Source organism: Variovorax sp. GW823-FHT04B03 (assembly GCF_058796495.1).
On record NZ_JBXAIT010000006.1, the window covers coordinates 226,907 to 248,119 of the forward strand.

The window sequence follows — 21,213 nt, forward strand, 5'->3', positions numbered from 1 at the left end:
CTCGGGGCCCTTTTTTCTTGGTTACGGCTTTTGCAGGGCCTTGGCCCGCGCCGCCGCATAGCGCTGCATGGTCTTCTCCCGCGCCTCGGCGTGGTCCACCACGGGCTTCGGGTAGTTTTCGCCCAGCCTGACGTCCGCCGCCTCCAGCTCGACCGGCGAGGCCAGCCACGGCGCATGGATCGCCACGTTCGACAGGCCCGCCAGCTGCGGCAGGTAGCGGCGGATGAACTTGCCCTCGGGGTCGAAGCGTTCGCTCTGCGTCACCGGGTTGAAGATGCGGAAGTAGGGCTGGGCGTCGCAGCCGGTCGAGCTGGCCCACTGCCAGCCGCCATTGTTCGAGGCCAGCTCGAAGTCGTTCAGGTGCAGCGCGAAGTAGCGTTCGCCGCGCCGCCAGTCCAGCCCCAGGTCCTTGCACAGGAAGCTCGCCACCACCATGCGCAGCCGGTTGTGCATGTAGCCGCTCTGCCGGATCTGCAGCATCGCGGCGTCGACCAGCGGGTAGCCGGTGCGGCCCTCGCACCAGGCGTCGAACAGCTGGTCGGCGTGCTTGCCGTGGTGCCACTGGATCTTGTCGTACTCGGGGCGAAAGCTCTTCGACTCGCCGTTCGCGTGCACATGCGGAAAGTGCGCCAGGATCTGAAAGTAGAAGTCGCGCCAGACCAGCTCGCTGAGCCAGGTCGCGGCCCCGCTGTTGCCCTGCAGCGCCAGCTGGTGCGCCACGCTGGCCAGTTGCCGGATCGACACCGTGCCGAAGCGCAGGTGCACGCCCATGTAGCTGGGCCCGCGCACGGCGGGGAAGTTGCGCGCCTCGTCGTAGCGGTCGATGCGCTCGAAAAAGTCTTCGAACAGTGCGCCCGCGCCGCGCGTGCCGGTGGGAATCTCCAGCGTCTGGAGGTTGGTGCTTTCGAAGCCGATCTCGCCCAGCGTGGGCACGGGCCCGCCCAGGGCCGGGGGCGGCGGGGCGAGCGCGTCGGCGTGGCTGCGCACGGGGTACGGCTTCAGGAAGAACGAATCCACCTTCGCCAGCCAGGCCCGCTTGTACGGCGTGAACACCGTGTAGGGCAGGCCGGCCTTGGTCATGACCTCGTCGCGGTCGAAGACGGTGCTGTCCTTGAAGGTGTGGAAGCTGATGCCCGTGTTGGCCAGCGCGCCGAGCACGCGGGCGTCGCGCGCCAGGGCGTCGGGCTCGTCGTCGCGGTTGGCGAACACCGCCTGCACGTCGAGCGTGTGGGCCAGCGCCGGAATCTCTTCGGCGGCCACCGCGTGCCGCACGATGAGCCCGCTGCCCAGGCCGCGCAGCTCGGCTTCGAGCTCCACCAGCGATTCGCGGATGAATTCGACCCGCCGGTCCGCCCGGGGCAGGGCGTCCAGGATCGCCCGGTCGAACACGAAAACGCACACCACCTGCCGGCAGGCCCGCAGGGCCCGGTACAGCGCCGCGTTGTCGTCCACCCGCAGGTCCCGGCGAAACCACATGAGCCCTTTGGGATAGGTCTTGTCGACGGCCAGTAAAATCGGGGGCATATGGCTGCCGATTCTGCCCCGATGAACCTGACGCATCACTTTCTGATCGCGATGCCGGGGATGGAAGACAAAACTTTCAACCGCAGCGTCGTTTACCTCTGCGAACACAGCGAGCGCGGTGCGCTCGGGCTGGTGATCAACAAACCCAGCGACATCAACCTCAAGGTGCTGTTCGAGAAGATCGAGCTGCACTTGGCCCGCCCCGAGCTGGGCGAGGCCCCCGTTTTCCAGGGTGGCCCGGTGCAGACCGAGCGCGGCTTCGTGCTGCACGAGCCGGTGTTCACCCAGGCCGAGAAACCCGAGGAATCGGTCTACGCCTCGACCATGACCATCCCCGGCGGGCTCGAAATGACCACCTCCAAGGACGTGTTGGAGGCCCTGGCCACCGGCGCCGGCCCGCGCAAGGTGCTGGTCTCGCTGGGCTATTCGGCCTGGGGCGAGGGCCAGCTGGAGTCCGAACTGGCCGAGAACAGCTGGCTCACCGTGCTGGCCGACCCGGCCGTGATCTTCGATACGCCGGTGGAAAAGCGCTACGACAAGGCGTTGATGCTGCTGGGGCTCGAGGCTTGGACCTTGTCTCCCGACGCGGGCCACGCATGAGCGACGTCATGTCCGACGCGCCTGCATCCGCTCCTGTTCCAGACCCCGCCGCCGTTCCCGCGCATTTCCAGAGCTTCCTGGCCTTCGACTTCGGCGCCAAGCGCACCGGCGTGGCCAGCGGCAACCGGCTGCTGCGCACGGCGACCCCGCAGGCCACCATCAAGGCCGAGGGCGCCGACGCCCGCTTTGCGCAGGTCGAGGCGCGCATCAAGGAATGGCAGCCCGACGCCCTGGTGGTCGGCGTGCCCTACCACCCCGACGGCGCTCCGCACGAGAACACCCGCCGCGCGCAGAAGTTCGCGCGCCAGCTGCGCGGCCGTTTCAATCTCCAGGTGTTCGAGGTCGACGAGCGCTACAGCACCACCGAAGCCTTGTCGTCCGGCGCCCGCGACGCCGACGCCGCCTCCGCCTGCATCATCCTGGAACAGTTTTTGAGGAGTCTCCCGTGAGTTCAATCCCCGATGCCGAAGCGCTCTACACGACGCTGCTGTCCGGCGTGAAGGCGCTGATGCGCCCCGAGACGAAACTGGTGGGCATCACCTCCGGCGGCGCCTGGCTGGTCGAGCGCCTGCAAAAAGACCTGGGCCTGGCCGGTGCCCCAGGCATCATCTCGTCGGCCATGCACCGCGACGACTTCGCGCGCCGCGGCCTCTCGGCCAGCGCGCAGACCGCGCTGCCCTTCGACGTGAACGGCGCCGACGTGCTGCTGCTCGACGACGTGCTCTACACCGGCCGCACGATTCGTGCGGTGCTCAACGAGTTGTTCGACTTCGGGCGCCCCGCCTGCGTGCGCCTGGCCGTGCTGGTGGATCGCGGTGGCCGCGAACTGCCCGTCGCAGCCGACTTCGCGGCAACGACGCTCAAGCTGCCCGACACCCAATTGCTAGCCCTCGCGCGCGCCGACGACGGCGCCTTCAGCCTCAAGGTGGAGGACAACAAGTAATGCTCTACAAGCGAAATCCGCAGCTCAACAAGAACGGCGAGCTGATCCACCTGCTGTCGATCGAGGGCCTGCCCAAGGACATCGTCACGCACATCCTCGACACGGCCGCCAACTTCACGAGCGTGAGCGACCGCGAGGTGAAGAAGGTGCCGCTGCTGCGCGGCAAGAGCGTGTTCAACCTGTTCTTCGAGAACAGCACGCGCACGCGCACCACCTTCGAGATCGCGGCCAAGCGCCTGTCGGCCGACGTCATCAACCTCGACATCGCGCGCTCTTCGGCCACCAAGGGCGAGTCGCTGCTGGACACCATCGCCAACCTGAGCGCCATGGCCGCCGACCTGTTCGTGGTGCGCCACAGCGAGTCGGGCGCGCCCTACCTGATCGCGCAGCACGTCGCGCCGCACGTGCACGTGGTGAACGCCGGCGACGGCCGCCACGCGCACCCGACGCAGGGGCTGCTCGACATGTACACGATCCGCCACTACAAGAAGGACTTCTCGAACCTCACGGTCGCGATCGTCGGCGACGTGCTGCATTCGCGCGTGGCGCGCTCCGACATCCATGCGCTCACCACGCTCGGCTGCGCCGAAGTGCGCGTGGTCGGCCCCAAGACGCTGGTGCCCGCCGACATGGCCGGCATGGGCGTGCGCGTGTGCCACACGCTCGAAGAAGGCATCAAGGACTGCGACGTCGTCATCATGCTGCGCCTGCAGAACGAGCGCATGAGCGGCGCGTTACTGCCCTCGTCGCAGGAGTTCTTCAAGACCTTCGGCCTCACGCAGGAAAAGCTGCAGCTGGCCAAGCCCGACGCCATCGTGATGCACCCGGGCCCGATCAACCGCGGCGTGGAGATCGACTCCGCCGTGGTCGACGGCAAGCAGAGCGTGATCCTTCCGCAGGTCACCTTCGGCATCGCGGTCCGCATGGCCGTGATGAGCATCGTGGCAGGTAACGAAGCATGAACATCCTCATCACCAACGGCCGCGTGGTCGACCCCGCCTCGAGCACCGACAAACAAATCGACATCGCCATCGCCGACGGCAAGATCGCCGGCATCGGACGCGCACCGGCGGGCTTCAAGCCCGAGCGCACCCTCGACGCCACGGGCTGCATCGTCACCCCCGGCCTCGTCGACCTCGCCGCGCGCCTGCGCGAGCCCGGCTACGAGCACGAAGGCATGCTCGAAAGCGAAATGGCCGCGGCCATCGCGGGCGGCGTGACCAGCCTCGTGTGCCCGCCCGACACCGACCCCGTGCTCGACGAGCCCGGTCTGGTCGAGATGCTCAAGTTCCGCGCCGAAAAACTGCAGTGCGCGCGCCTGTTCCCGCTCGGCGCGCTCACGCGCAACCTGGCCGGTGGCGTGCTCACCGAGATGGCCGAGCTCACCGAGGCCGGCTGCATCGGCTTCGGCCAGGCCGACGTGCCGCTGGCCGACACGCAGGTGCTGCAGCGCGCGCTGTCGTACGCCAGCACCTTCGGCTACACCGTGTGGCTGCGCCCGCAGGACCGCGACCTCGGCAAGGGCGTGGCCGCCAGCGGCGCGCTCGCCACGCGCCTGGGCCTGGGCGGCGTGCCGGTGGCGGCCGAGACCATCGCCATCTTCACCATCATCGAGCTTATGAAGAGCACCGGCGCGCGCGTGCACCTGTGCCGCATCTCCAGCGCCCGCGGCGTGGCGCTGGTGCGCGAGGCCAAGGCGCAGGGCCTGCCGATCACCTGCGACGTCAGCATCAACTCGCTGCACCTGGCCGACACCGACATCGGCTTCTTCGACAGCCGCGCGCGCCTGAACCCGCCGCTGCGCCAGCAGGGCGACCGCGACGCGCTCTCGGCCGCGCTGGCCGACGGCACCATCGACGCGCTGGTGTCCGACCACACGCCGGTCGAGGCCGACGCCAAGACCCTGCCTTTTGCCGAAGCCGAACCCGGCGCCACCGGACTCGAACTGCTGCTGCCGCTCGCGCTGCAGTGGGGCGAGCGCAGCGGCGCGGGCCTGGCGCGCGCCATCGAGGTGGTCACCTCGGCGCCGGCGCGCCTGCTGAACGCGGCCGACGCGGCCAGCGGCATCGGCCGCATCGCCGAGGGCGGCGTGGCCGACCTGTGCATCGCCGATCCGTCGCTCGAATGGCAGGTGGTGCCCGAGGCGCTGCGCAGCCAGGGCAAGCACACGCCGTTCTCCAGCTACCCGATGCAAGGGCGCGCGCGCCACACGCTGGTGGCCGGTCGCGTCGTGCACGGCTGAGCGACAGCCGCCCGCCACACAGCACGCCATCAAAAAGAAGAAGAGGGCCCGCGTCCAGATGCTGCACTCGTTGAAGGCCGGCTGGCGCCTGCTGCATGCGGCCTCGCATGCGCTGTCGGGCTGGTGGACGATCCGCTTCACCTTCCCCCGCCTGCCGCAGGACGAGCGCAACGCGCGCGTGCAGGCCTGGTCGGCGCGCATGCTGCAGATCATGGGCGTCACGCTGCGCGTGCAGGGCGAGCCGCCCGCGCACGGGCCGGCGCTGCTCATCTGCAACCACCTCTCATGGCTCGACATCACCGCCATCCATGCGGCGCGCCATGTGCGCTTCGTGTCGAAGTCGGACGTCAAGCAGTGGCCGGTGATCGGCACGCTGTCCACCGGCTCGGGCACGCTCTACATCGAGCGCGAGCGCCGGCGCGACGCCATGCGCGTCGTGCACCACATGACCGAAGCGCTGCGCGGCGGCGACCTGATCGGCGTGTTCCCCGAAGGCACCACGAGCGACGGGCGCGGGCTGCTGCCGTTCCACGCCAACCTGCTGCAGGCCGCGATTTCCTCAGGTGCGCCGGTGATTCCGGCCGCGCTGCGCTTTGCCGATGCCGCCACCGGCGAGACCAGCCAGGCGCCGCGCTACATCGACGACGACAGCCTGCTGGCCTCGGTGTGGAACACGCTGCGCGCGCCGCCGCTCTTGGCCATCGTGCGCTTCGGCGAGCCGCAGCCTTCGTACAGCCGCGAACGCCGCAGCTGGGCGCATGCGCTGCATGAAGACGTGCAGCAACTGCGCCGCGATACCCACTGAGCGGCACTGACCGGATCGATCCGCAAAAAAAGCGCCCCGGGAGGGGCGCTGTAACGACGCAAGAAGCGCCGTGAGGAGGAAGCGGGATCGTTCGTCGTGGCGCGTGGCCGGTCAGAGAATGCCGAACACCTTCAGCCCGATGATCACGATCAGCGGGACGCCGCAGAGCCAAAGGATGATGCTCTTCATGACCGGTCTCCGTGAGGTAGGTAGGCCTCTACGGTGGCCGCGTCTGCGGCCCGCGCGTGCGGGATAAGGCAAACCAAGCGCGTGAGCGCCTGCCTACATGGCACGGGCCAGCGGTTCAGCCCGCTTCGTCGGTGGGCACGAAGCCCAGGCGGCGCGAGATTTCGAGTGCGCAGGCCTTCAGCGGCACGGCCACGCGGCCGTTCCAGTCGCTGTCGAAGGTGGCCTCGGGGCCCATGGCCGTGATGCCCAGCACCAGGTTGTTGGTCGAGTCGAACACCGGCGCGCAGAAGGCGTCGATGCCCGGAATCGGCTGGCCCAGCGTGCGCGAGATGCCGTGCAACCGCGTCTCGACCAGGAGCGCCTCGATCTGCGACTTCGACAGCTCTTCGCTGGCGCCGCGCCCGTCGGCCGGGCGCGTGCGCGCCAGGTCTTCGAGCATCATTTTTTCCACCACCTTCGGCGGCAGGTAGGCCGCGAACAGCCGGCCCGTGGCCGTGTAGGCCAGCGACATCACGGTGCCGGTGCGCAGGTTCACGTGCAGCGGGTGGATCGGTTCTTCCAGCCGCACCACGGTCGGCCCGAAGTTGCCCCAGACCGCGACCGCGATGCTCTGTTCGGTCTCGGAGGCGAGCGCTTCGATGAGGGGCGACGCTTCCTTGATCGGGTCGAGTCGCTGCAGCTTGGCCAGGCCCAGCTGCAGGGCCAGCGGGCCCAGCTCGTAGCGGCCGGTGCCGTCCTGCACCACGAAGCCGACCTTCAGAAAACTCACCAGGTAGGGGTGCGCCTTGCCGACCGGCACGCCCGCGGCCTTGCCGAGATCGCGCAGCGCCATGGGCGCCACGTGCCGGCCGAGCGCGACCAGCAATTGCGTTCCGATTTCGACGGATTGAATGCCACGTCTTGGCTTTTCCATGGGGCGCCCGGCGTGGGGGTTGAGAGTGGGAGCGAGTATAGCCATCAGGGTTTCTACTGATATTGTCGTGTTCAATCGACGATGACTGATCATCTGATAGTAACTAAACGACTTGACCATATCAACATCGCTGCCTACACTCCGCCGCAACTTAAGTCGTACACACAACACGAGAGCGAACAGAGGCAGAGATGGAACAGAACACGTGGGAATGCGATGTCCTCGTCGTCGGCAGCGGCGCGTCGGGCATGGCCACCGCCGTCACGGCGGCGTCGCAGGGTTTGAAGGTGCTGGTGGTCGAGAAAGAGCCGCGCTTCGGCGGCACCACCGCGCGCTCGGGCGGCTGGCTGTGGATTCCGGGCACGCGCCTGGCCACGGAGCAGGGCATCCATGAGCCGCCCGGCGCGGCGCTCGACTACATGAAGCACGAGACCACGACGCACTTCGACGCGGCGCGCGTGGGCGCCTTCCTCGACATGGGCCCCAAGGCCATCGACTTCTTCACGCGCAACACCTGCGTGCAGTTCGACATGCCGGCCGTCTTCCCCGACTACCACGCCGAAGCGCCCGGCGGCCAGCCCGGCGGCCGTTCGATGGTCACGCGCCCGTTCGACGGTCGCGAGCTCGGCGCGCGCATCAAGCACCTGGCGCCGCCGCTGCCCGAGCTCACGGTGTTCGGGATGATGTTGGGCTCGGGCCCCGAGATCAAACACTTCATGCGGGCCTTCAAGTCGCCGACCTCGTTCTGGTACGTGACCAAGCGCCTGACCCGCCACTTCCTGGACGTGGTGCGCCACGGCCGCGGCATGACGCTGACCAACGGCAACGCGCTGGCCGGCCGCCTGGCCAAGGCCGCGATGGATCTGGACATTCCCGTGTGGCTCTCGTCGCCCGTGAAGAAGCTCGTGGTCGAGTACGACGGCGTCTCGGGCGCCGTGGTGCAGCACGAAGGCAAGTTGGTGCGCATCACCGCCAAACGTGGCGTGGTGCTGGCCTGCGGCGGCTTCCCCTACGACGTGGAGCGCCGCAAGCAGCTGTTCCCGCACGCACCGACCGGCAAGGAGCACTACTCGCCGTCGCCTTCCACGAACACCGGCGACGGCCTGCGCCTGGCCGAAGCCGTGGGCGGCCGCGTCGACGGCACCATCCCGCACGCCGCGGCCTGGGTGCCGGCCTCGGTCACCACGCGGCCCGACGGCAGCAAGGGTGTCATGCCGCACTTCATCGACCGCGCCAAGCCCGGCGTGATCGCGGTCACGCCCAAGGGCAAGCGCTTTGCCAACGAAGGCAACTCGTACCACGACTTCGTGCAGGCGATGGTCAAGGCCTGCGAGGGCGAGCCCGAGGTCACGGCCTGGCTGCTGTGCGACCACAAGGCGCTGCGCGACTACGGCCTGGGCTGCGTCGCGCCCGCACCGCTGCCCATCGGCCGCCACCTGAAGACCGGCTACCTCAAGCGCGGCGCGAGCATCGGCGAACTGGCCAAGGAAATCGGCATCGCCCCCGCCGCGCTCGAAGCCACCGTGCAGGAGTTCAACCAGGGCGCGCGCACCGGCGACGACCCCGCCTTCGGCAAGGGCAGCAAGGCCTACAACCGCTACCAGGGCGACGCCAACGTCACGCCCAACCCCTGCGTGGCACCGCTGGACAACGGCCCGTACTACGCGATCAAGCTGGTCATCGGCGACATCGGCACCTTCGCCGGCCTCGTCACCGACGAGAAGACCCGCGTGCTCGACGCCGACCGCCAGCCGATCAAGGGCCTGTACGCCGTCGGCAACGACGCGGCCAGCGTGATGGGCGGTAACTACCCCGGCGCGGGCATCACGCTCGGGCCGGCGCTCACCTTCGGCTATGTCGCGGGCCTGCAGGTCGCGCAGGCCGAAGTGGCCGTGCCCTTGCACGTCGAACAGCGCGAAGCCGTGGCCGTGCCGCGCGGCGCCTGACCCCGTTCCGATATTCAACCCAAGGAGCCGACCATGCCCTTTCCTCCTCACGTCGCACCGCGCCTGCTCGAAGGCCGCCTCGCGCTGATCACCGGCGCCGGCCAGGGCAACGGCCGCGCGCTTGCACTCGGCCTGGCCCAGGCGGGCGCGCGCGTTGTCGTCACCGACATGAACGAAGCCACCGTGGCCGAGACCGCACAACTGGTGCGCGCCGAAGGCGGCGAGGCCTGGTCGTTCGTGCTCGACGTCACCGCGCCCGAGGCCTGCCAGGCGCTGGCCGCGCGCGTGGCGCAAGAGGTCGGCCACGTCGACCTGCTGGTGAACAACGCCGGCATCATCATCCGCGAGACCACCAGCAGCCCGAACGCCGCGGCCAACTGGAAGAAGACCATCGACGTGAACGTGCATGGCACCTTCAACACCACGCTGGCCTTCATCCCCGTGCTCAAGCAGACGAAGGGCTCGATCATCAACATCGCCTCCATCGCCGCCTACGCGGGGCAGGCCGCGAGCCTGGGCTACTCGCCCTCGAAGGGCGCCATCAAGATGCTCACGCAGTCGCTGGCGCAGGAGCTCGCGCCGGCCGGCGTGCGCGTGAACGCACTGGCACCCGGTGTGATCGAGACGCCCATGACCGCCGCCACGCGCGAGAACCCGCAGCGCCTCGAGTCGTTCATGACGCGCATCCCGCTGGGCCGCGTCGGCCAGACCGAAGACCTGGTGGGCCCGGTGATCTTCCTGGCCAGCGACATGTCGCGCTACGTCACCGGCATCACGCTGCCGGTGGACGGCGGCTTCCTCGCCGTCTGAGCCACGGCTCTTCCTTTTCGATTTCCCGTTCCCCGTCCGTCAACCCTTCAGGAGACAAAGAATGAAAACGATCCGTCTGTACAAGACCTTGCTCGCGACCGCGGCCTTCGCTGCGTTCTCGGCAGGCGCCTACGCGCAAGACATCAAGCTCGGCTACAACGGCGACCTCTCGGCCTCGCCCTCGGCGCAGAGCGGCCAGGCCGCGGTGCTGGGCATGGAAGCGGCCATTGCCGACCTGAACGCCGCCGGCGGCGCGCTCGGACGGAAGTTCACGCTGGTCACGCGCGACGACGTCTCGGCGCCGCCGAAGTCGATCCAGAACATGAGCGACCTCGTCGACAACGAGAAGGTCGTCGCCGTGTTCGGCCCCACCAACTCGGGCAACGCCATGGCCTGGAAGCACATCGCCAACCAGAAGAAGATTCCGGTGCTGGGCAACGTGGGCTCGGGCACCGACATCACCAAGCCGATGAGCGCCGGCGCCGACAACTACATGTTCCGCGTCTCGATGGTCGACCGCGAACAGGTCGCCGCGCTCATGGCCTACGTGAAGCGCAACACGGCCGGCTCCAAGGTCGTGGGCCTGATGGCCGAGACCACCGGCTACGGCCAGGGCGGCCTGAAGGACATGGAAGAAATCGCCAAGCTGCAGGACATCAAGATCGCGGCCACCGAGCGCTTCGGCGTCGGCGACACCGACATGACCTCGCAGCTGAGCAAGATGAAGGCCGCCAACGTCGACACCGTGGTGGTGTGGGCGCAGGGCACGCCCATCGCGCAGCTGGTGCGCAGCATGGAGAAGATCAACTACTTCCCGCTGACGCTCACCTCGTGGGCGGCCGACAACATCACCTTCTACGACGCGGCCGGCAAGGCGCTGGCCGAGAAGCCGATCTTCATGCGCACCGTGAGCGAGACGCGCACGCCCGTGCAGCAGAAGCTGTTCGACCGCATCGGCAGCAAGCTGAAGGCACCGGGCTCGTTCTCGTTCGCGCTGCACGGCTACGACTCGGTGCTGCTGCTGGCCCAGGCCATGAAGCAGGCCAACAGCACCGACGGCGCCGCCGTGCGTGCCGCGCTCGAAGACCTGAAGACGCCGGTGCAGGGGGTGCTCAAGACCTACGAGAAGCCTTTCAGCAAGACCAACCACGAAGCCCTGACGGCCAAGGACCTGGTCTGGATCCGCTGGAAGGACGGCAAGCTGCTGCCCTACAGCGACGCGCTGATCGGTGCGCTCAAGCCGGCCGACTTCAAGCAATAAACGTCTGAGACAAAGGAACGGGGCACGGCCTCGTTCCGCAACGGAGATACACACCATGGTTGAAGCGCTCCTGCAGGCGCTCATCAGCGGGCTCGCCGTCGGCGGTGCCTATGCGCTGGTGGCGCTCGGATTCAGCATCACGTTCACGACGACCAAGACGCTGAACTTCTCGCACGGCGAGTTCGTCTCGGCCGGCGCGTTCATCGGCATGAGCGCGCTGTTCCTCGTGCTGGGCAAGCCGCTCAGTTCCACCACCTTCGGCGACGCCGTGCCCGGCGCGGGCGCGCAGCTGTTCGCGCTGGTCGCCGCGCTCGGCGTGATGGGCCTGTTGGGCTGGCTGCTCTACGTGCTCGGCGTGCGCCCGTTCGCGGGCCGCCCGGGCATGGCGTGGGTCATGAGCACGCTGGGCTTCGGCGTGATTTTGCAGAGCGTGGGCCTGGCCATCTGGGGCCCGAAGCCCGTGGTGGTGCCCGCGCCCGTGGGCGACACCGTGATCCGCATGTTCGGCGTGGGCGTGCGCCCGCAGGAACTGCTCACGCTGGGCGTGGCCGTGGTCGTGATGATCGGCTTCGACCGCGTGATGAACCGCACCATGATCGGCAAGGCCATGCGCGCCGTCGCACAGAACGGCAACGTCGCCAGCCTCATGGGCATCAACACCAACGCCATGATGATCGGCGCCTTCGTCGTCAGCTCGGCGCTGGCGGGGCTGTCGGGCTTCCTGCTCGCGCCCATCGCGCAGGCTTCGCTCTTCATGGGGCTGACCGTGGGGCTCAAGGGTTTCTCGGGCGCCATGATCGGCGGGCTGAGCAACCCGCGCGGCTGCGTCATCGGCGGCTTCCTGCTCGGCGTGCTCGAGTCGATGGTGAACCTGTGGCAGGCGCAGTGGCGCGAGGTCGCGGTGTTCGCGCTCGTGATCCTGGTGCTGGCGTTCCGGCCCACGGGCCTGTTCGGCCGCTCGACGGTGGAGAAGGTATGAAGCGCCTCGCCCATCCCGCCGCCGTGGTGCTGGTGGCGGCCGTGCTGTGCGGCCTGGTCTCGCTGTCCGGCAACGACTACTACCTGCGCATCGCCTTCATGATGTGCGTCTACTACCTGTGCGCCGCCGGCATGAACGTGCTGGTCGGCTATGCAGGACAGAAATCGCTGGGCCAGGCCGGCCTGTTCGCAGCCGGTGCCTACGCGGTCGCGCTCATCACCTCGCGCACCGAGCTGAGCCCGTGGCTCGCGCTGGTGATCGCGGCGGTTGTCTCTGGCGTGTGCGGCGTGCTCATCGCGTTGCCTTCGCTGCGCGTGAAGGGCCCGTACCTTGCGATGGTCACGCTGGCCTTCGGCATCGTGGTCGAGAAGCTCGTGGGCGAATGGACCGACGTGTTCGGCGGCGCGCAGGGCATCTACGGCATCCGCCCGCTGACCTGGAACGGCCAGCCGCTGAGCAGCGTGCAATGGGTGATCCTGGGCATCGTGCTCAGCGCCGCGCTGCACCTGCTGCTGCGCAACCTGCTGCAGGGCCGCTTCGGCCGCGCGCTGCTGTCGTTGCAGGCGGACGAGATCGCTTCGTCGTCGGTGGGCGTGCGCGTGTACCGCGCCAAGGTCATGGCCTTCGTGGTCGCGGCCGTCACCTGCGGCATCGCGGGCGCGCTCGTGGCGCAGCAGAACCAGTACATCAACTCCGACTTCATCACCTTCCACCTGTCGATCTTCATCCTGCTCCTGGTGCTGTTCGGCGGCGCAGGCTCGATGTACGGTCCCATCGTGGGCGCGGTGCTGCTCACGGCGACCGACGCGCTGCTCGCGCGCTGGCCCTCGGCGCAGCACTTCCTGTACGGCTTCCTGCTGCTGTTCGCGCTGTACGTGATGCCGGGCGGCGTGGTGGGCCTGTTCAACAAGTGGTTCCTCAAGTCGCGCCACCGCGGCGAAGGGGCGGCCGGAAACGGCGTGCCGGGCCGGATCGGTCCCGGCGGCGAAGGCGAGCTGCTGGTGGTGCAGGGCGTGACCAAGTCGTACGGCGGCGTGAAGCCGGCGCAGGACGTGTCGTTCCGCCTGCAGCGCGGCCACATCCATGCGCTCATCGGCCCGAACGGCGCCGGCAAGAGCACCATGATCAACATGCTCACCGGCGTGGTCGAACCCGACGCGGGCGTGATCCGCTTCCTGGGCCGCAACATCGTGGGCCAGCCGGCGCACACCATCTGCTGCCTGGGCATGGGCCGCACCTTCCAGAACCTGCGCCTGTTCGCCGACCTCTCGGTGCTCGACAACGTGATGCTCGGCCGGCACAGCCGCATGAGCAACGGCTTCCTGTCGTCGCTCGTGGCCTGGCCCACGGCCGGCAAGCAGGAGCGCGCCACGCGCGAGCGCGCGCTGCAGCTGCTCGACCTCGTGGGCCTGGGCCACCTGGCGCACTGGCCCGCCGGCAGCCTGCCCTACGGCCTGCAGCGCCGTGTGGAACTGGCGCGCGCGCTGGCCACCGAGCCGCAGCTGCTGCTGCTCGACGAGCCCGCCGCCGGCCTCAACCCGCAGGAAACCGCCGAGCTCGGCGAACTGCTGGTGCGCATCGGCAAGTGCGGCGTGTCCATCCTGATGGTGGAGCACCACATGGACCTGGTGATGTCGATCTCCGACCACGTGATCGTGCTCGACTACGGCGTGAAGATCGCCGAAGGCAAGCCCGCCGAGGTGCAGTCGAACCCGCGCGTGGTCGAGGCCTACCTGGGCGTGGACGACGAAGAAGACATGGCCGCCGTGCCCGCCTGAGCCAAAGGACCGAAACCATCATGTTGAAAATCGAATCGGTGAAGGTCTCGTACGGCGCCATCGAGGCCGTCAAGGGCGTGAGCCTGGAAGTGCGCGCGGGCGAGGTCGTCACCATCATCGGCGCCAACGGCGCCGGCAAGAGCACGCTGCTCAAGAGCATCGTCGGGCTGGAGCCCGTGGCCGAAGGCCGCGTGCTCATCGACGGCAAGGACTGCACGCACGTGCCCGCGCACCAGCGCGTGGGCCTGGGCGTGGCGCTGTCGCCCGAGGGGCGCGGCGTGTTCCCCGACCAGACCGTGCGCGAGAACCTGATGCTGGGCGCCTACTCGCGCCGCAACGACAAGGCCTTCGTGGAGCGCGCCATCGAGCGCGAGTTCGCGCGCTTCCCGCGCTTGAAAGAACGCGAGCATCAACTGTCCGGCACGCTGTCGGGCGGCGAGCAGCAGATGCTCGCGATCGCTCGCGCGCTCATGAGCGAGCCGCGCCTGCTGCTGCTCGACGAGCCCTCGCTGGGCCTGGCGCCGCTCATCATCAAGGACATCTTCGACGCCATCCGCCAGCTGCGCAGCTCGGGTCTCACGATCCTGCTGGTGGAACAGATGGCCAAGCAGGCGCTGGGCGTGGCCGACCGCGCCTACGTGCTCGAAACCGGCTGCATCACGCTCGAAGGCTCCGGCCGCGAGCTGCTCGACAACCCCAAGGTGAAGTCCGCGTACCTCGGTACGCATTGAATTCATCGCTCACATCAAAGGACCACTCATGACCACCAAGAAATTCGCCAGCCAGGCCGACCTCGAAGAAAAGAAGGTCTCGTTCACCCGCCTCTCGGAGAACGCCTATGCCTACACCGCCGAGGGCGACCCCAACACCGGCGTCTTCATCGGCGACGAGGCCGTGATGGTGGTCGACACCCAGGCCACGCCCGCGATGGCGCAGGACGTGATTCGCCGCATCCGGGAAGTCACGCCGCTGCCCATCAAGTACGTGCTGCTGAGCCACTACCACGCGGTGCGCGTGCTGGGCGCGTCGGCGTACTTCAAGGAAGGCGCCGAGCAGATCCTGGCCAGCCGCGACACCTACGACCTGATCGTCGAGCGCGGCGAGCAGGACAAGGCCAGCGAGATCGGCCGCTTCCCGCGCCTGTTCCGCAACGTCGAGTCGGTGCCCGCTGGCCTCACCTGGCCCACCATGACCTTCGACGGCACGATGAGCGTGTGGCTGGGCAAGAAGCTCGAAGTGAAGATCGCGCAGGTCGGCCGCGGCCACACCAAGGGCGACACCATCGCCTACCTCGAAGACCAGAAGATCTGCTTTGCCGGCGACCTCGTCGAATACCAGAGCACCGCCTACGCGGGCGACTGCTACTTCCGCGACTGGCCCGCCACGCTGGACCGCCTGGCCGGCTTCGGCTTCGAGAAGCTGGTGCCCGGCCGCGGCGCCGCGCTGGAAAACGCCGCCGACGTGCGCAAGGCGATTGCCTCCACGCGCGCCTTCATCTCCGACGTCTACACGCTGGTGAACAACGGCGTGGCCGAGGGCAAGTCGCTCAACGTGATCTACAAGGAAACCGTGGCCGCGCTGCGCCCGACCTACGGCCACTGGGTGATCTTCGACCACTGCATGCCCTTCGACGTGACCCGTGCCTACGACGAGGCCACCGGCCATGTGCACCCGCGCATCTGGACCGCGGAGCGCGACATCGAAATGTGGAACGCGCTCGAGAGCTGAGGTGAACCAACCCGCGCCCTCGCACGGCGCCACGCCTGCGTCCGTGCAGGGCTGGATGCTGCTCGCGATGCTGGTGTGGGGCGTGAACGTCTCGGCCGTGAAGGCGCTCACCGCGTCCTTCGAGACGCTGCCGCTCGCAGCACTGCGCATGGGCGTGGCGTGCTGCGCGCTGAGTGCCATCGTGCTGTGGCGACGCGGCGGCGTGCCCAAGCTCACGGTGCGGCAGCTCGCGGTGACGGCGGGCTGCGCCTTCCTCATGGTCTACGGCAACCAGATCCTGTTCGCGCAGGGACTGCTGCGTTCCACCGCCACCAACGGCGCGCTCATCATGGCGCTGAGCCCGCTGGTGTCGGCGCTGATGGCCGCGCTGGTCTTCGGCGAGCGCTTCACGGCGCGCCGCATGGTGGGCGTGGCGCTGGGCTTCGCGGGCGTGGCTGCGGTGGTGCTGAGCCACCCGGGCGCGGGGCTGTCGAGCGCCGGCATCGGCGACCTGATGCTCGCGCTGTCGGTGGTGAGCTTCGCGGTCGGCGGCGTGGGCGTGCAGCGGCTGGCGCGGCAGATCGATCCGCTGTCGATCAGCTGGGTCATCTACCTCATCGGCACGTTCATGCTCGTGATGCACACCCTGCTCGGGCCGTCGCGGCTCGGCACGGCGCAGCTCTTTCCCGGCCTGTGGCCGTGGGCACTGGTGCTGTTCTCGGGCATCGCGGCCACCGCCGCGGGCAACCTCATCTGGAACCGTGCGATCTCCGTCATCGGCGTGGCGCGCACGGCCGTCTTTCTCTACTGGGTGCCGGTGTTCGGCGTGCTGTTCGCGGCGCTGCTGCTGGGCGAGGTGCTCACCTGGTGGCACCTGTTCGGCTTTGCCGCGGTGATGAGCGGCACCTGGCTCGGCACGCGGCCCGTGGCTGCGCCGGCCCCTTGATTCCTTCACATGCCTGACTCTTCTCTTCCCCTGCTGTTCCAGCCCTTGCAGCTGCGCGAGCTCACGCTGGCCAACCGCATCGTCATCTCGCCCATGTGCCAGCACGCCGCCGAGCGCGGCCATGCCACGCCGTGGCACCTGGTGCACCTGGGCAAGTTCGCGCTCGGCGGCGCGGGCCTGATCCTCACCGAGAGCACCGCCGTCGATCCGCGCGGGCGCATCGGCACCGCCGACCTCGGCCTGTGGAACGACAGCCAGATCGCGCCGCTGAAGGCCGTGGTCGACTTCGTCCACGCGCAAGGCAGCGCCATCGGCGTGCAGCTCGCGCACGCGGGCCGCAAGGCCGGCAGCGAGCCGCTGTGGGAGGGCGGGGCGGCCATCGACCCGGCGCGCATGGCGGCCGATGAAGAGCCCTGGGAGCGCCTGGGCCCCAGCGCGCTCGCGGCCGGCCCCGGCTGGTCGGCCCCGCGCGCACTCGATGCGGCGGACATGGCCGAGGTCGTGCAACGCTTTGTCGATGCGACCGTGCGCGCCGACCAGGCCGGCTTCGACGTGGTCGAGCTGCACTTCGGCCACGGCTACCTGGTGGCGAGCTTCCTGTCGCCCAACGCCAACCACCGCGACGACGCGCTCGGCGGCAGCCGCGAGAACCGCATGTCGCTCGCACTGGAGATCGCGCAGCGCGTGCGCGCCGCATGGCCCACCGGCAAGCCGCTGTTCTGCCGCCTCTCGGCCGTGGACGGCACGCTCGACGGCTGGAGTCTCGACGACTCGGTGGTGCTTGCGCGCGAGCTGAAGCGCTGCGGCGTCGACGTGATCGATTGCTCGTCCGGCGGCCTCACCGAAGAGACGCGCGCGCTGCCCGTGCCGCGCGGCCTGGGCTTCCAGGTGCCCTTCTCTGAACGCATCCGGCGCGAGGCCGGCGTGGTCACGCAGGCCGTCGGGATGATCGTCGACGCGCAACAGGCCGAGGCCGTGCTCGCCGCAGGGCAGGCCGACCTCGTCGCGCTCGGCCGCGAAGCCCTGTTCGACCCTTACTGGCCGCACCACGCGGCCGCCGCGCTCGGCGCCGATCCGCAGTACCAGCGCTGGCCCGTGCGCCACGGCGTGTGGCTCGCCAAGCGTGCGCCCGGCCTGGCGCGTGCGCGCGCCGAAGCGCAGACCGCGCAACCCCACAAGGAGACCGACCGATGACCGAACCCACGACGACGACCCTGCGCATGGGCCTGATCCGCAAGCAGCCCGGCTGGACCGACGAGGCCTTCAGCCGCCACTGGCGCGAACGCCACGGCCCGCTCGTCGCGCGGCTGCCCACGCTGCGCGCCTACCGCCAGAACCGCGTGACCGACCGCTTGCAGCGCGGCATCGACTTCGCACGCGGACCGTGGGACTTCGATGGTTTCTCGCAGCTGCAGTTCGATGCGGCGGCGCAGGCCGACGCGGCCTTCAACACCGGCGAGCTGGCGGCGGAGATTCGCGCCGACGAGCGCCACTTCCTGGGCGGGCTGCACATCGTGACGGTCGAGCAGACCGAGGTCATCGCGCCGCCGTCGCCCGCATCGTCGGCGGGGCCGGCGATGCTCAAGCGCATCTCGACCCTGCGACGCCCGGTCGCGCAGTCGGAAGAAGACTTCCGCCGCGAATGGAAGGTGCACGCCGACCACGTGCGCCGCATGCCCGGCGTGGCCGGCTACCGCCAGAACGTGGTGGTTGCGCGCGAGTTCGAGAAGGGCACGCCCTGCGGCTACGCCGAGTTGCCGATCGACGGCATCGTCGAGCTGTGGTTCGAGAACCCCGACACGCTGAACGCCGCGTTCGCCTCGCCCGAAGGCCAGCGCACGATGGCGCACGCCAAGACCTTCCTGGCGGAGATCACGGCCTTTGTGGTGGAGGAGTTTCGGGTGGTGTGAAGGCCGACGCGAGCCCGTAGTGCACCGAGGTGCTCAGGGCCGGGATCACCGGGTGGTGCGAGACAGGGTGCGATGCGCGCGCGGGCACCGTGCCGATGGGTGCGATCTCGCGGGGTCGTGGCACCGGCGCAGCCTCCGCTTCGTCGCTGCGCCCGGGCGGCTCGGGCAGGAACACCCCGCGCCGCAGCGACCAGATGCAGGCGCCGAGGCGCAGCAGCTTCTCGACCTTCACGTCATGCGCCGGATCGTCCGGCGACTCCTGCGCGATCAGCTCGCCCAGCTGCGTGAGTGCATCGGCAGGCGTCATGCCGCGCCCGATCCGTGCCACTTCCACCATGGCCGCCAAGGCCTCGGTCTTGTTCATCGCTTGCCCCCTGTTGCTTGTCTCTTGCTACGAAGGACAGCATGCCGTTACACGGTGCATCCAAAAGTAGTCCGGCGCGCCGTTGGGGCGTAGAGGGGCGCCTTTTTCCTGCGCGGGGCGGGGCGTACGCAGTGCGCTGCTGCCTTGGCATCGCGCGGCACCACCACAAGACCAGGGAACACCGGACCATGTCACCCAGAGCCATTCGCTCGTACGCATTCGCCATCGCCGCCACTGCGTTGCCGACCGCGTAGGAAAGCCGGGCTGGAAGCTTCCTGACGCTACCTCCGCAGGAGCACCGACGAACTCTGACTCACTCGTTACCGTCGAAAAGACGAAGAGAAGCGGTGGCGCTTGCCGGTCGAGGTGACCGAGGCGATCAGGTCATCGGCAACCGATGACGCAGCCCTTGTGAAGGCGTAGAACTGGACTTGCGGGAGCGCGGGAAGACCGTCTGGACCGCCCAACGCGCGTAGGCCGTCTTGGAGTTGGCTGAGTGCAACGGGCGTCACCGCGAATCCCGCCTTTGCGGCAGAGAGGCACCCAGCCATGCTGCTGCTTTCAAACCCCACGCTCCAGGTCTTCCCCGCCTTGGTAAGGGCAGTGATCGCGGCATCGCGATACACACATGGTTCGGGAAACATGGCCAGCACCAGGTCGAGCTCGGAGTCGAACACTTCATCCGATGAGTACGCCCAAACGAGTTCCTCTTCCCACAGCAAGCTACCCGTCTCCCCGATGTCGGCACATTGCTTGCCGAATACAACGTCGAGGCGTCCTCGATTGAGCAACTTCACAAGGTCCGAAGTAATGCCGACCTTCAGCTCGATCGATGAACCGGGATTCCAACGCTTGTAGGTCTGGAGCACGTCCGCTAGCCAGGTGCCTGCGAAGTCCTCGCTGGCCCCGACCCTCAACCTCCCAGCCGCGGGGCTGCTCAACCTCGCTCGGACTTCACGCTCCAAACCTACGATGCTTCGAGCATAGGCATGGAGAAGATGCCCCGAAGGAGTGAGCTGAAGGCTGCGGGTGGTGCGCTTGAGGAGCAAGCTTGACGCCGAGACCTCCAGACGCTTGATGTGTCCACTAACGGCGGAGGGTGTCAAGGACAGCTGTTCGGCCGCCAACCCAAACCCGCCGCAGTCGACAACCTCGAGGAAGGTTCGGAGCAGCGTGATGTCGAAAACGGGCGCAGTGTTGTTCATTGCGGCACTTTAGATTCATCGCAAATCTTGATCAATACCAGATGATTATTTGCAAATCAGAAAGTCAGGAGGAACTAGCCTTGGGCTTCGCCACCCCACAGGACACGCAAGATGAACAGATACTCACTGGTTAGAACGCCAACGCTGGAAATCGGGTTTTTAGAGTGGAACCCTGCTGGCAGTCGAACCGCCGTGCTTGTGCACGGATGGCCCGACTGTCCAGAGACTTGGTCCATCGTGGCCAAACGGCTCGCCGATAAAGGCTTTCGCGTTCTCTGTCCCGCTCTACGCGGATTCGGTCCAACGCGCTTCCTGGATCCGGAGACGCAGCGCAGCGGCGAGCTTGCGGCACTTGGTCGAGATCTGTTGGACTTTATTGACGCGCTCGGCGTCGATCGTCCTGTACTCGTGGGCCACGATTGGGGCGCACGCGCCGTGGCCAATGCCTGCGGTCTGCGCGCTGACGCCGCATCGGAGATGGTGCTGCTTTCCGTTGGCTACGGCACCAACGATCCGAAGCAAACGATCAGCTACACGCAGGCGCAGAACTATTGGTATCACTGGTTCATGGCAACCCCTCGTGGACAGCAGGCGGTCGAGCAAGATGCACGCGCGTTCACTCGGCTGATGTGGGACACATGGTCTCCAGAGGGCTGGTATAGCGACCCGGAGTTCGAGGAAGCTGTCGCGGCATTCGAGAATCCAGACTGGAGCGCTGTAGTTCTGCATTCCTACCGGCATCGTTGGGGTTTTGCTGACGGTGCCCCAGCCTATCTAGCTGATCAGCAGGTGCTGAATCCGGCGCCCTTGCTCTCGCTGCCGACGTTGGTGCTGCATGGCGGAGCCGATAGATGCAATCACCCGGACACATCCGTTGGCAAGGAGAGGTTCTTCCAGGGGCGCTATGAGCGCATCGTGCTCCCGGGGGTGGGACACTTTCCCCAACGCGAAGCTGCTGCGGATGTTGCCGCCGCAATTCTGGGCTTCTGCGGTAAGTCGGCGTGATCAGGCAGACGCTCGAAGAAGTTCAAGTCGAGCTCCGCTAGCCCGCGGCGGCGCTCAAGGAGGAGAAGGTACGGCCTGTCGTGTGC

21 protein-coding genes are annotated in these 21,213 nt (G+C 68.0%); 17 read left to right on the plus strand and 4 right to left on the minus strand.

The annotated features are described in order from the left end of the window. Nucleotides 1-21: 21 nt before the first annotated feature. A complete protein-coding gene (locus AC1RAD_RS25015) occupies nucleotides 22-1,524 on the minus strand; it encodes a cryptochrome/photolyase family protein (RefSeq protein WP_492737802.1) in 1,503 nt (500 codons plus the stop codon). Between AC1RAD_RS25015 and AC1RAD_RS25020 the strand changes: the two genes are divergently transcribed. From AC1RAD_RS25020 to AC1RAD_RS25045, 6 genes are read left to right on the plus strand one after another with little or no spacing between them, the layout of a single operon-like run. Continuing rightward, entirely contained in the window at nucleotides 1,525-2,124 is a 600-nt protein-coding gene (locus AC1RAD_RS25020) for a YqgE/AlgH family protein (RefSeq protein ID WP_062479100.1), read from the plus strand. Further along, the gene (gene ruvX, locus AC1RAD_RS25025; RefSeq protein ID WP_492737804.1) at nucleotides 2,121-2,573 is read left to right on the plus strand and encodes a Holliday junction resolvase RuvX; all 453 of its coding nucleotides are present in this window, start codon (nucleotides 2,121-2,123) and stop codon (nucleotides 2,571-2,573) included. Before AC1RAD_RS25020 ends, ruvX begins: the two co-directional genes overlap by 4 nt. After that, nucleotides 2,570-3,067 carry a bifunctional pyr operon transcriptional regulator/uracil phosphoribosyltransferase PyrR gene (pyrR, locus tag AC1RAD_RS25030; RefSeq protein ID WP_095948043.1) on the plus strand — a complete coding sequence of 166 codons (498 nt, stop codon included), beginning with the start codon at nucleotides 2,570-2,572 and terminating at the stop codon, nucleotides 3,065-3,067. The genes ruvX and pyrR overlap by 4 nt, the downstream gene beginning before the upstream one ends. Next, nucleotides 3,067-4,029 carry an aspartate carbamoyltransferase catalytic subunit gene (locus tag AC1RAD_RS25035; RefSeq protein WP_056577783.1) on the plus strand — a complete coding sequence of 321 codons (963 nt, stop codon included), beginning with the start codon at nucleotides 3,067-3,069 and terminating at the stop codon, nucleotides 4,027-4,029. The genes pyrR and AC1RAD_RS25035 overlap by 1 nt, the downstream gene beginning before the upstream one ends. Beyond that, on the plus strand, nucleotides 4,026-5,309 hold the full coding sequence (locus AC1RAD_RS25040; RefSeq protein WP_159272907.1) for a dihydroorotase: 1,284 nt from the start codon (nucleotides 4,026-4,028) through the stop codon (nucleotides 5,307-5,309). Before AC1RAD_RS25035 ends, AC1RAD_RS25040 begins: the two co-directional genes overlap by 4 nt. A 58-nt stretch (nucleotides 5,310-5,367) precedes the next feature. Next, nucleotides 5,368-6,114 (plus strand): lysophospholipid acyltransferase family protein, encoded by a 747-nt coding sequence (locus AC1RAD_RS25045; protein ID WP_492737806.1) that lies wholly within the window; start codon nucleotides 5,368-5,370, stop codon nucleotides 6,112-6,114. Nucleotides 6,115-6,418: 304 nt separating this feature from the next. Here the strand turns inward: AC1RAD_RS25045 and AC1RAD_RS25050 are convergent, their stop codons facing one another. Further along, nucleotides 6,419-7,216: an IclR family transcriptional regulator gene (locus tag AC1RAD_RS25050; protein WP_070062752.1), complete on the minus strand. Its 798-nt coding sequence runs from the start codon at nucleotides 7,214-7,216 to the stop codon at nucleotides 6,419-6,421. A 191-nt stretch (nucleotides 7,217-7,407) separates the two neighbouring features. Between AC1RAD_RS25050 and AC1RAD_RS25055 the strand changes: the two genes are divergently transcribed. From AC1RAD_RS25055 to AC1RAD_RS25100, 10 genes are all read left to right on the plus strand, one after another. Further along, nucleotides 7,408-9,162 (plus strand): FAD-dependent oxidoreductase, encoded by a 1,755-nt coding sequence (locus AC1RAD_RS25055; RefSeq protein ID WP_492737808.1) that lies wholly within the window; start codon nucleotides 7,408-7,410, stop codon nucleotides 9,160-9,162. 33 nt (nucleotides 9,163-9,195) lie between these two features. Further along, nucleotides 9,196-9,972 (plus strand): SDR family NAD(P)-dependent oxidoreductase, encoded by a 777-nt coding sequence (locus AC1RAD_RS25060; RefSeq protein WP_062469731.1) that lies wholly within the window; start codon nucleotides 9,196-9,198, stop codon nucleotides 9,970-9,972. Between the two features lie 61 nt (nucleotides 9,973-10,033). Next, entirely contained in the window at nucleotides 10,034-11,233 is a 1,200-nt protein-coding gene (locus tag AC1RAD_RS25065) for an ABC transporter substrate-binding protein (protein ID WP_062469728.1), read from the plus strand. Between the two features lie 55 nt (nucleotides 11,234-11,288). After that, complete coding sequence (locus AC1RAD_RS25070) at nucleotides 11,289-12,212, plus strand: branched-chain amino acid ABC transporter permease (RefSeq protein WP_062469725.1); 924 nt, start codon at nucleotides 11,289-11,291, stop codon at nucleotides 12,210-12,212. Then, nucleotides 12,209-13,990 (plus strand): branched-chain amino acid ABC transporter ATP-binding protein/permease, encoded by a 1,782-nt coding sequence (locus AC1RAD_RS25075; protein WP_492680158.1) that lies wholly within the window; start codon nucleotides 12,209-12,211, stop codon nucleotides 13,988-13,990. The genes AC1RAD_RS25070 and AC1RAD_RS25075 overlap by 4 nt, the downstream gene beginning before the upstream one ends. A 20-nt stretch (nucleotides 13,991-14,010) precedes the next feature. Next, nucleotides 14,011-14,721, plus strand: a complete 711-nt coding sequence (locus AC1RAD_RS25080) for an ABC transporter ATP-binding protein (protein ID WP_159272909.1) — start codon at nucleotides 14,011-14,013, stop codon at nucleotides 14,719-14,721. A 28-nt stretch (nucleotides 14,722-14,749) separates the two neighbouring features. After that, nucleotides 14,750-15,718, plus strand: coding sequence for an MBL fold metallo-hydrolase (locus AC1RAD_RS25085; RefSeq protein WP_307637995.1), 969 nt, complete (start codon nucleotides 14,750-14,752; stop codon nucleotides 15,716-15,718). A 1-nt stretch (nucleotide 15,719) separates the two neighbouring features. Next, the gene (locus tag AC1RAD_RS25090) at nucleotides 15,720-16,643 is read left to right on the plus strand and encodes a DMT family transporter (protein WP_492737810.1); all 924 of its coding nucleotides are present in this window, start codon (nucleotides 15,720-15,722) and stop codon (nucleotides 16,641-16,643) included. Nucleotides 16,644-16,652: 9 nt separating this feature from the next. Continuing rightward, nucleotides 16,653-17,837 (plus strand): NADH:flavin oxidoreductase/NADH oxidase, encoded by a 1,185-nt coding sequence (locus tag AC1RAD_RS25095; protein WP_492737811.1) that lies wholly within the window; start codon nucleotides 16,653-16,655, stop codon nucleotides 17,835-17,837. Then, complete coding sequence (locus tag AC1RAD_RS25100) at nucleotides 17,834-18,553, plus strand: EthD domain-containing protein (RefSeq protein ID WP_492737812.1); 720 nt, start codon at nucleotides 17,834-17,836, stop codon at nucleotides 18,551-18,553. The genes AC1RAD_RS25095 and AC1RAD_RS25100 overlap by 4 nt, the downstream gene beginning before the upstream one ends. On the opposite strand, the gene AC1RAD_RS25105 is transcribed toward AC1RAD_RS25100, so the two are convergent. Together AC1RAD_RS25105 and AC1RAD_RS25110 are read right to left on the minus strand one after the other, a co-directional pair. Then, the gene (locus tag AC1RAD_RS25105) at nucleotides 18,516-18,917 is read right to left on the minus strand and encodes a hypothetical protein (RefSeq protein WP_206167807.1); all 402 of its coding nucleotides are present in this window, start codon (nucleotides 18,915-18,917) and stop codon (nucleotides 18,516-18,518) included. The genes AC1RAD_RS25100 and AC1RAD_RS25105 overlap by 38 nt on opposite strands. Nucleotides 18,918-19,237: 320 nt before the next feature. Continuing rightward, nucleotides 19,238-20,122, minus strand: coding sequence for a LysR family transcriptional regulator (locus AC1RAD_RS25110; RefSeq protein WP_492737813.1), 885 nt, complete (start codon nucleotides 20,120-20,122; stop codon nucleotides 19,238-19,240). Nucleotides 20,123-20,233: 111 nt separating this feature from the next. Between AC1RAD_RS25110 and AC1RAD_RS25115 the strand changes: the two genes are divergently transcribed. Continuing rightward, complete coding sequence (locus AC1RAD_RS25115; RefSeq protein ID WP_492737815.1) at nucleotides 20,234-21,127, plus strand: alpha/beta fold hydrolase; 894 nt, start codon at nucleotides 20,234-20,236, stop codon at nucleotides 21,125-21,127. Nucleotides 21,128-21,213: the final 86 nt, after the last annotated feature.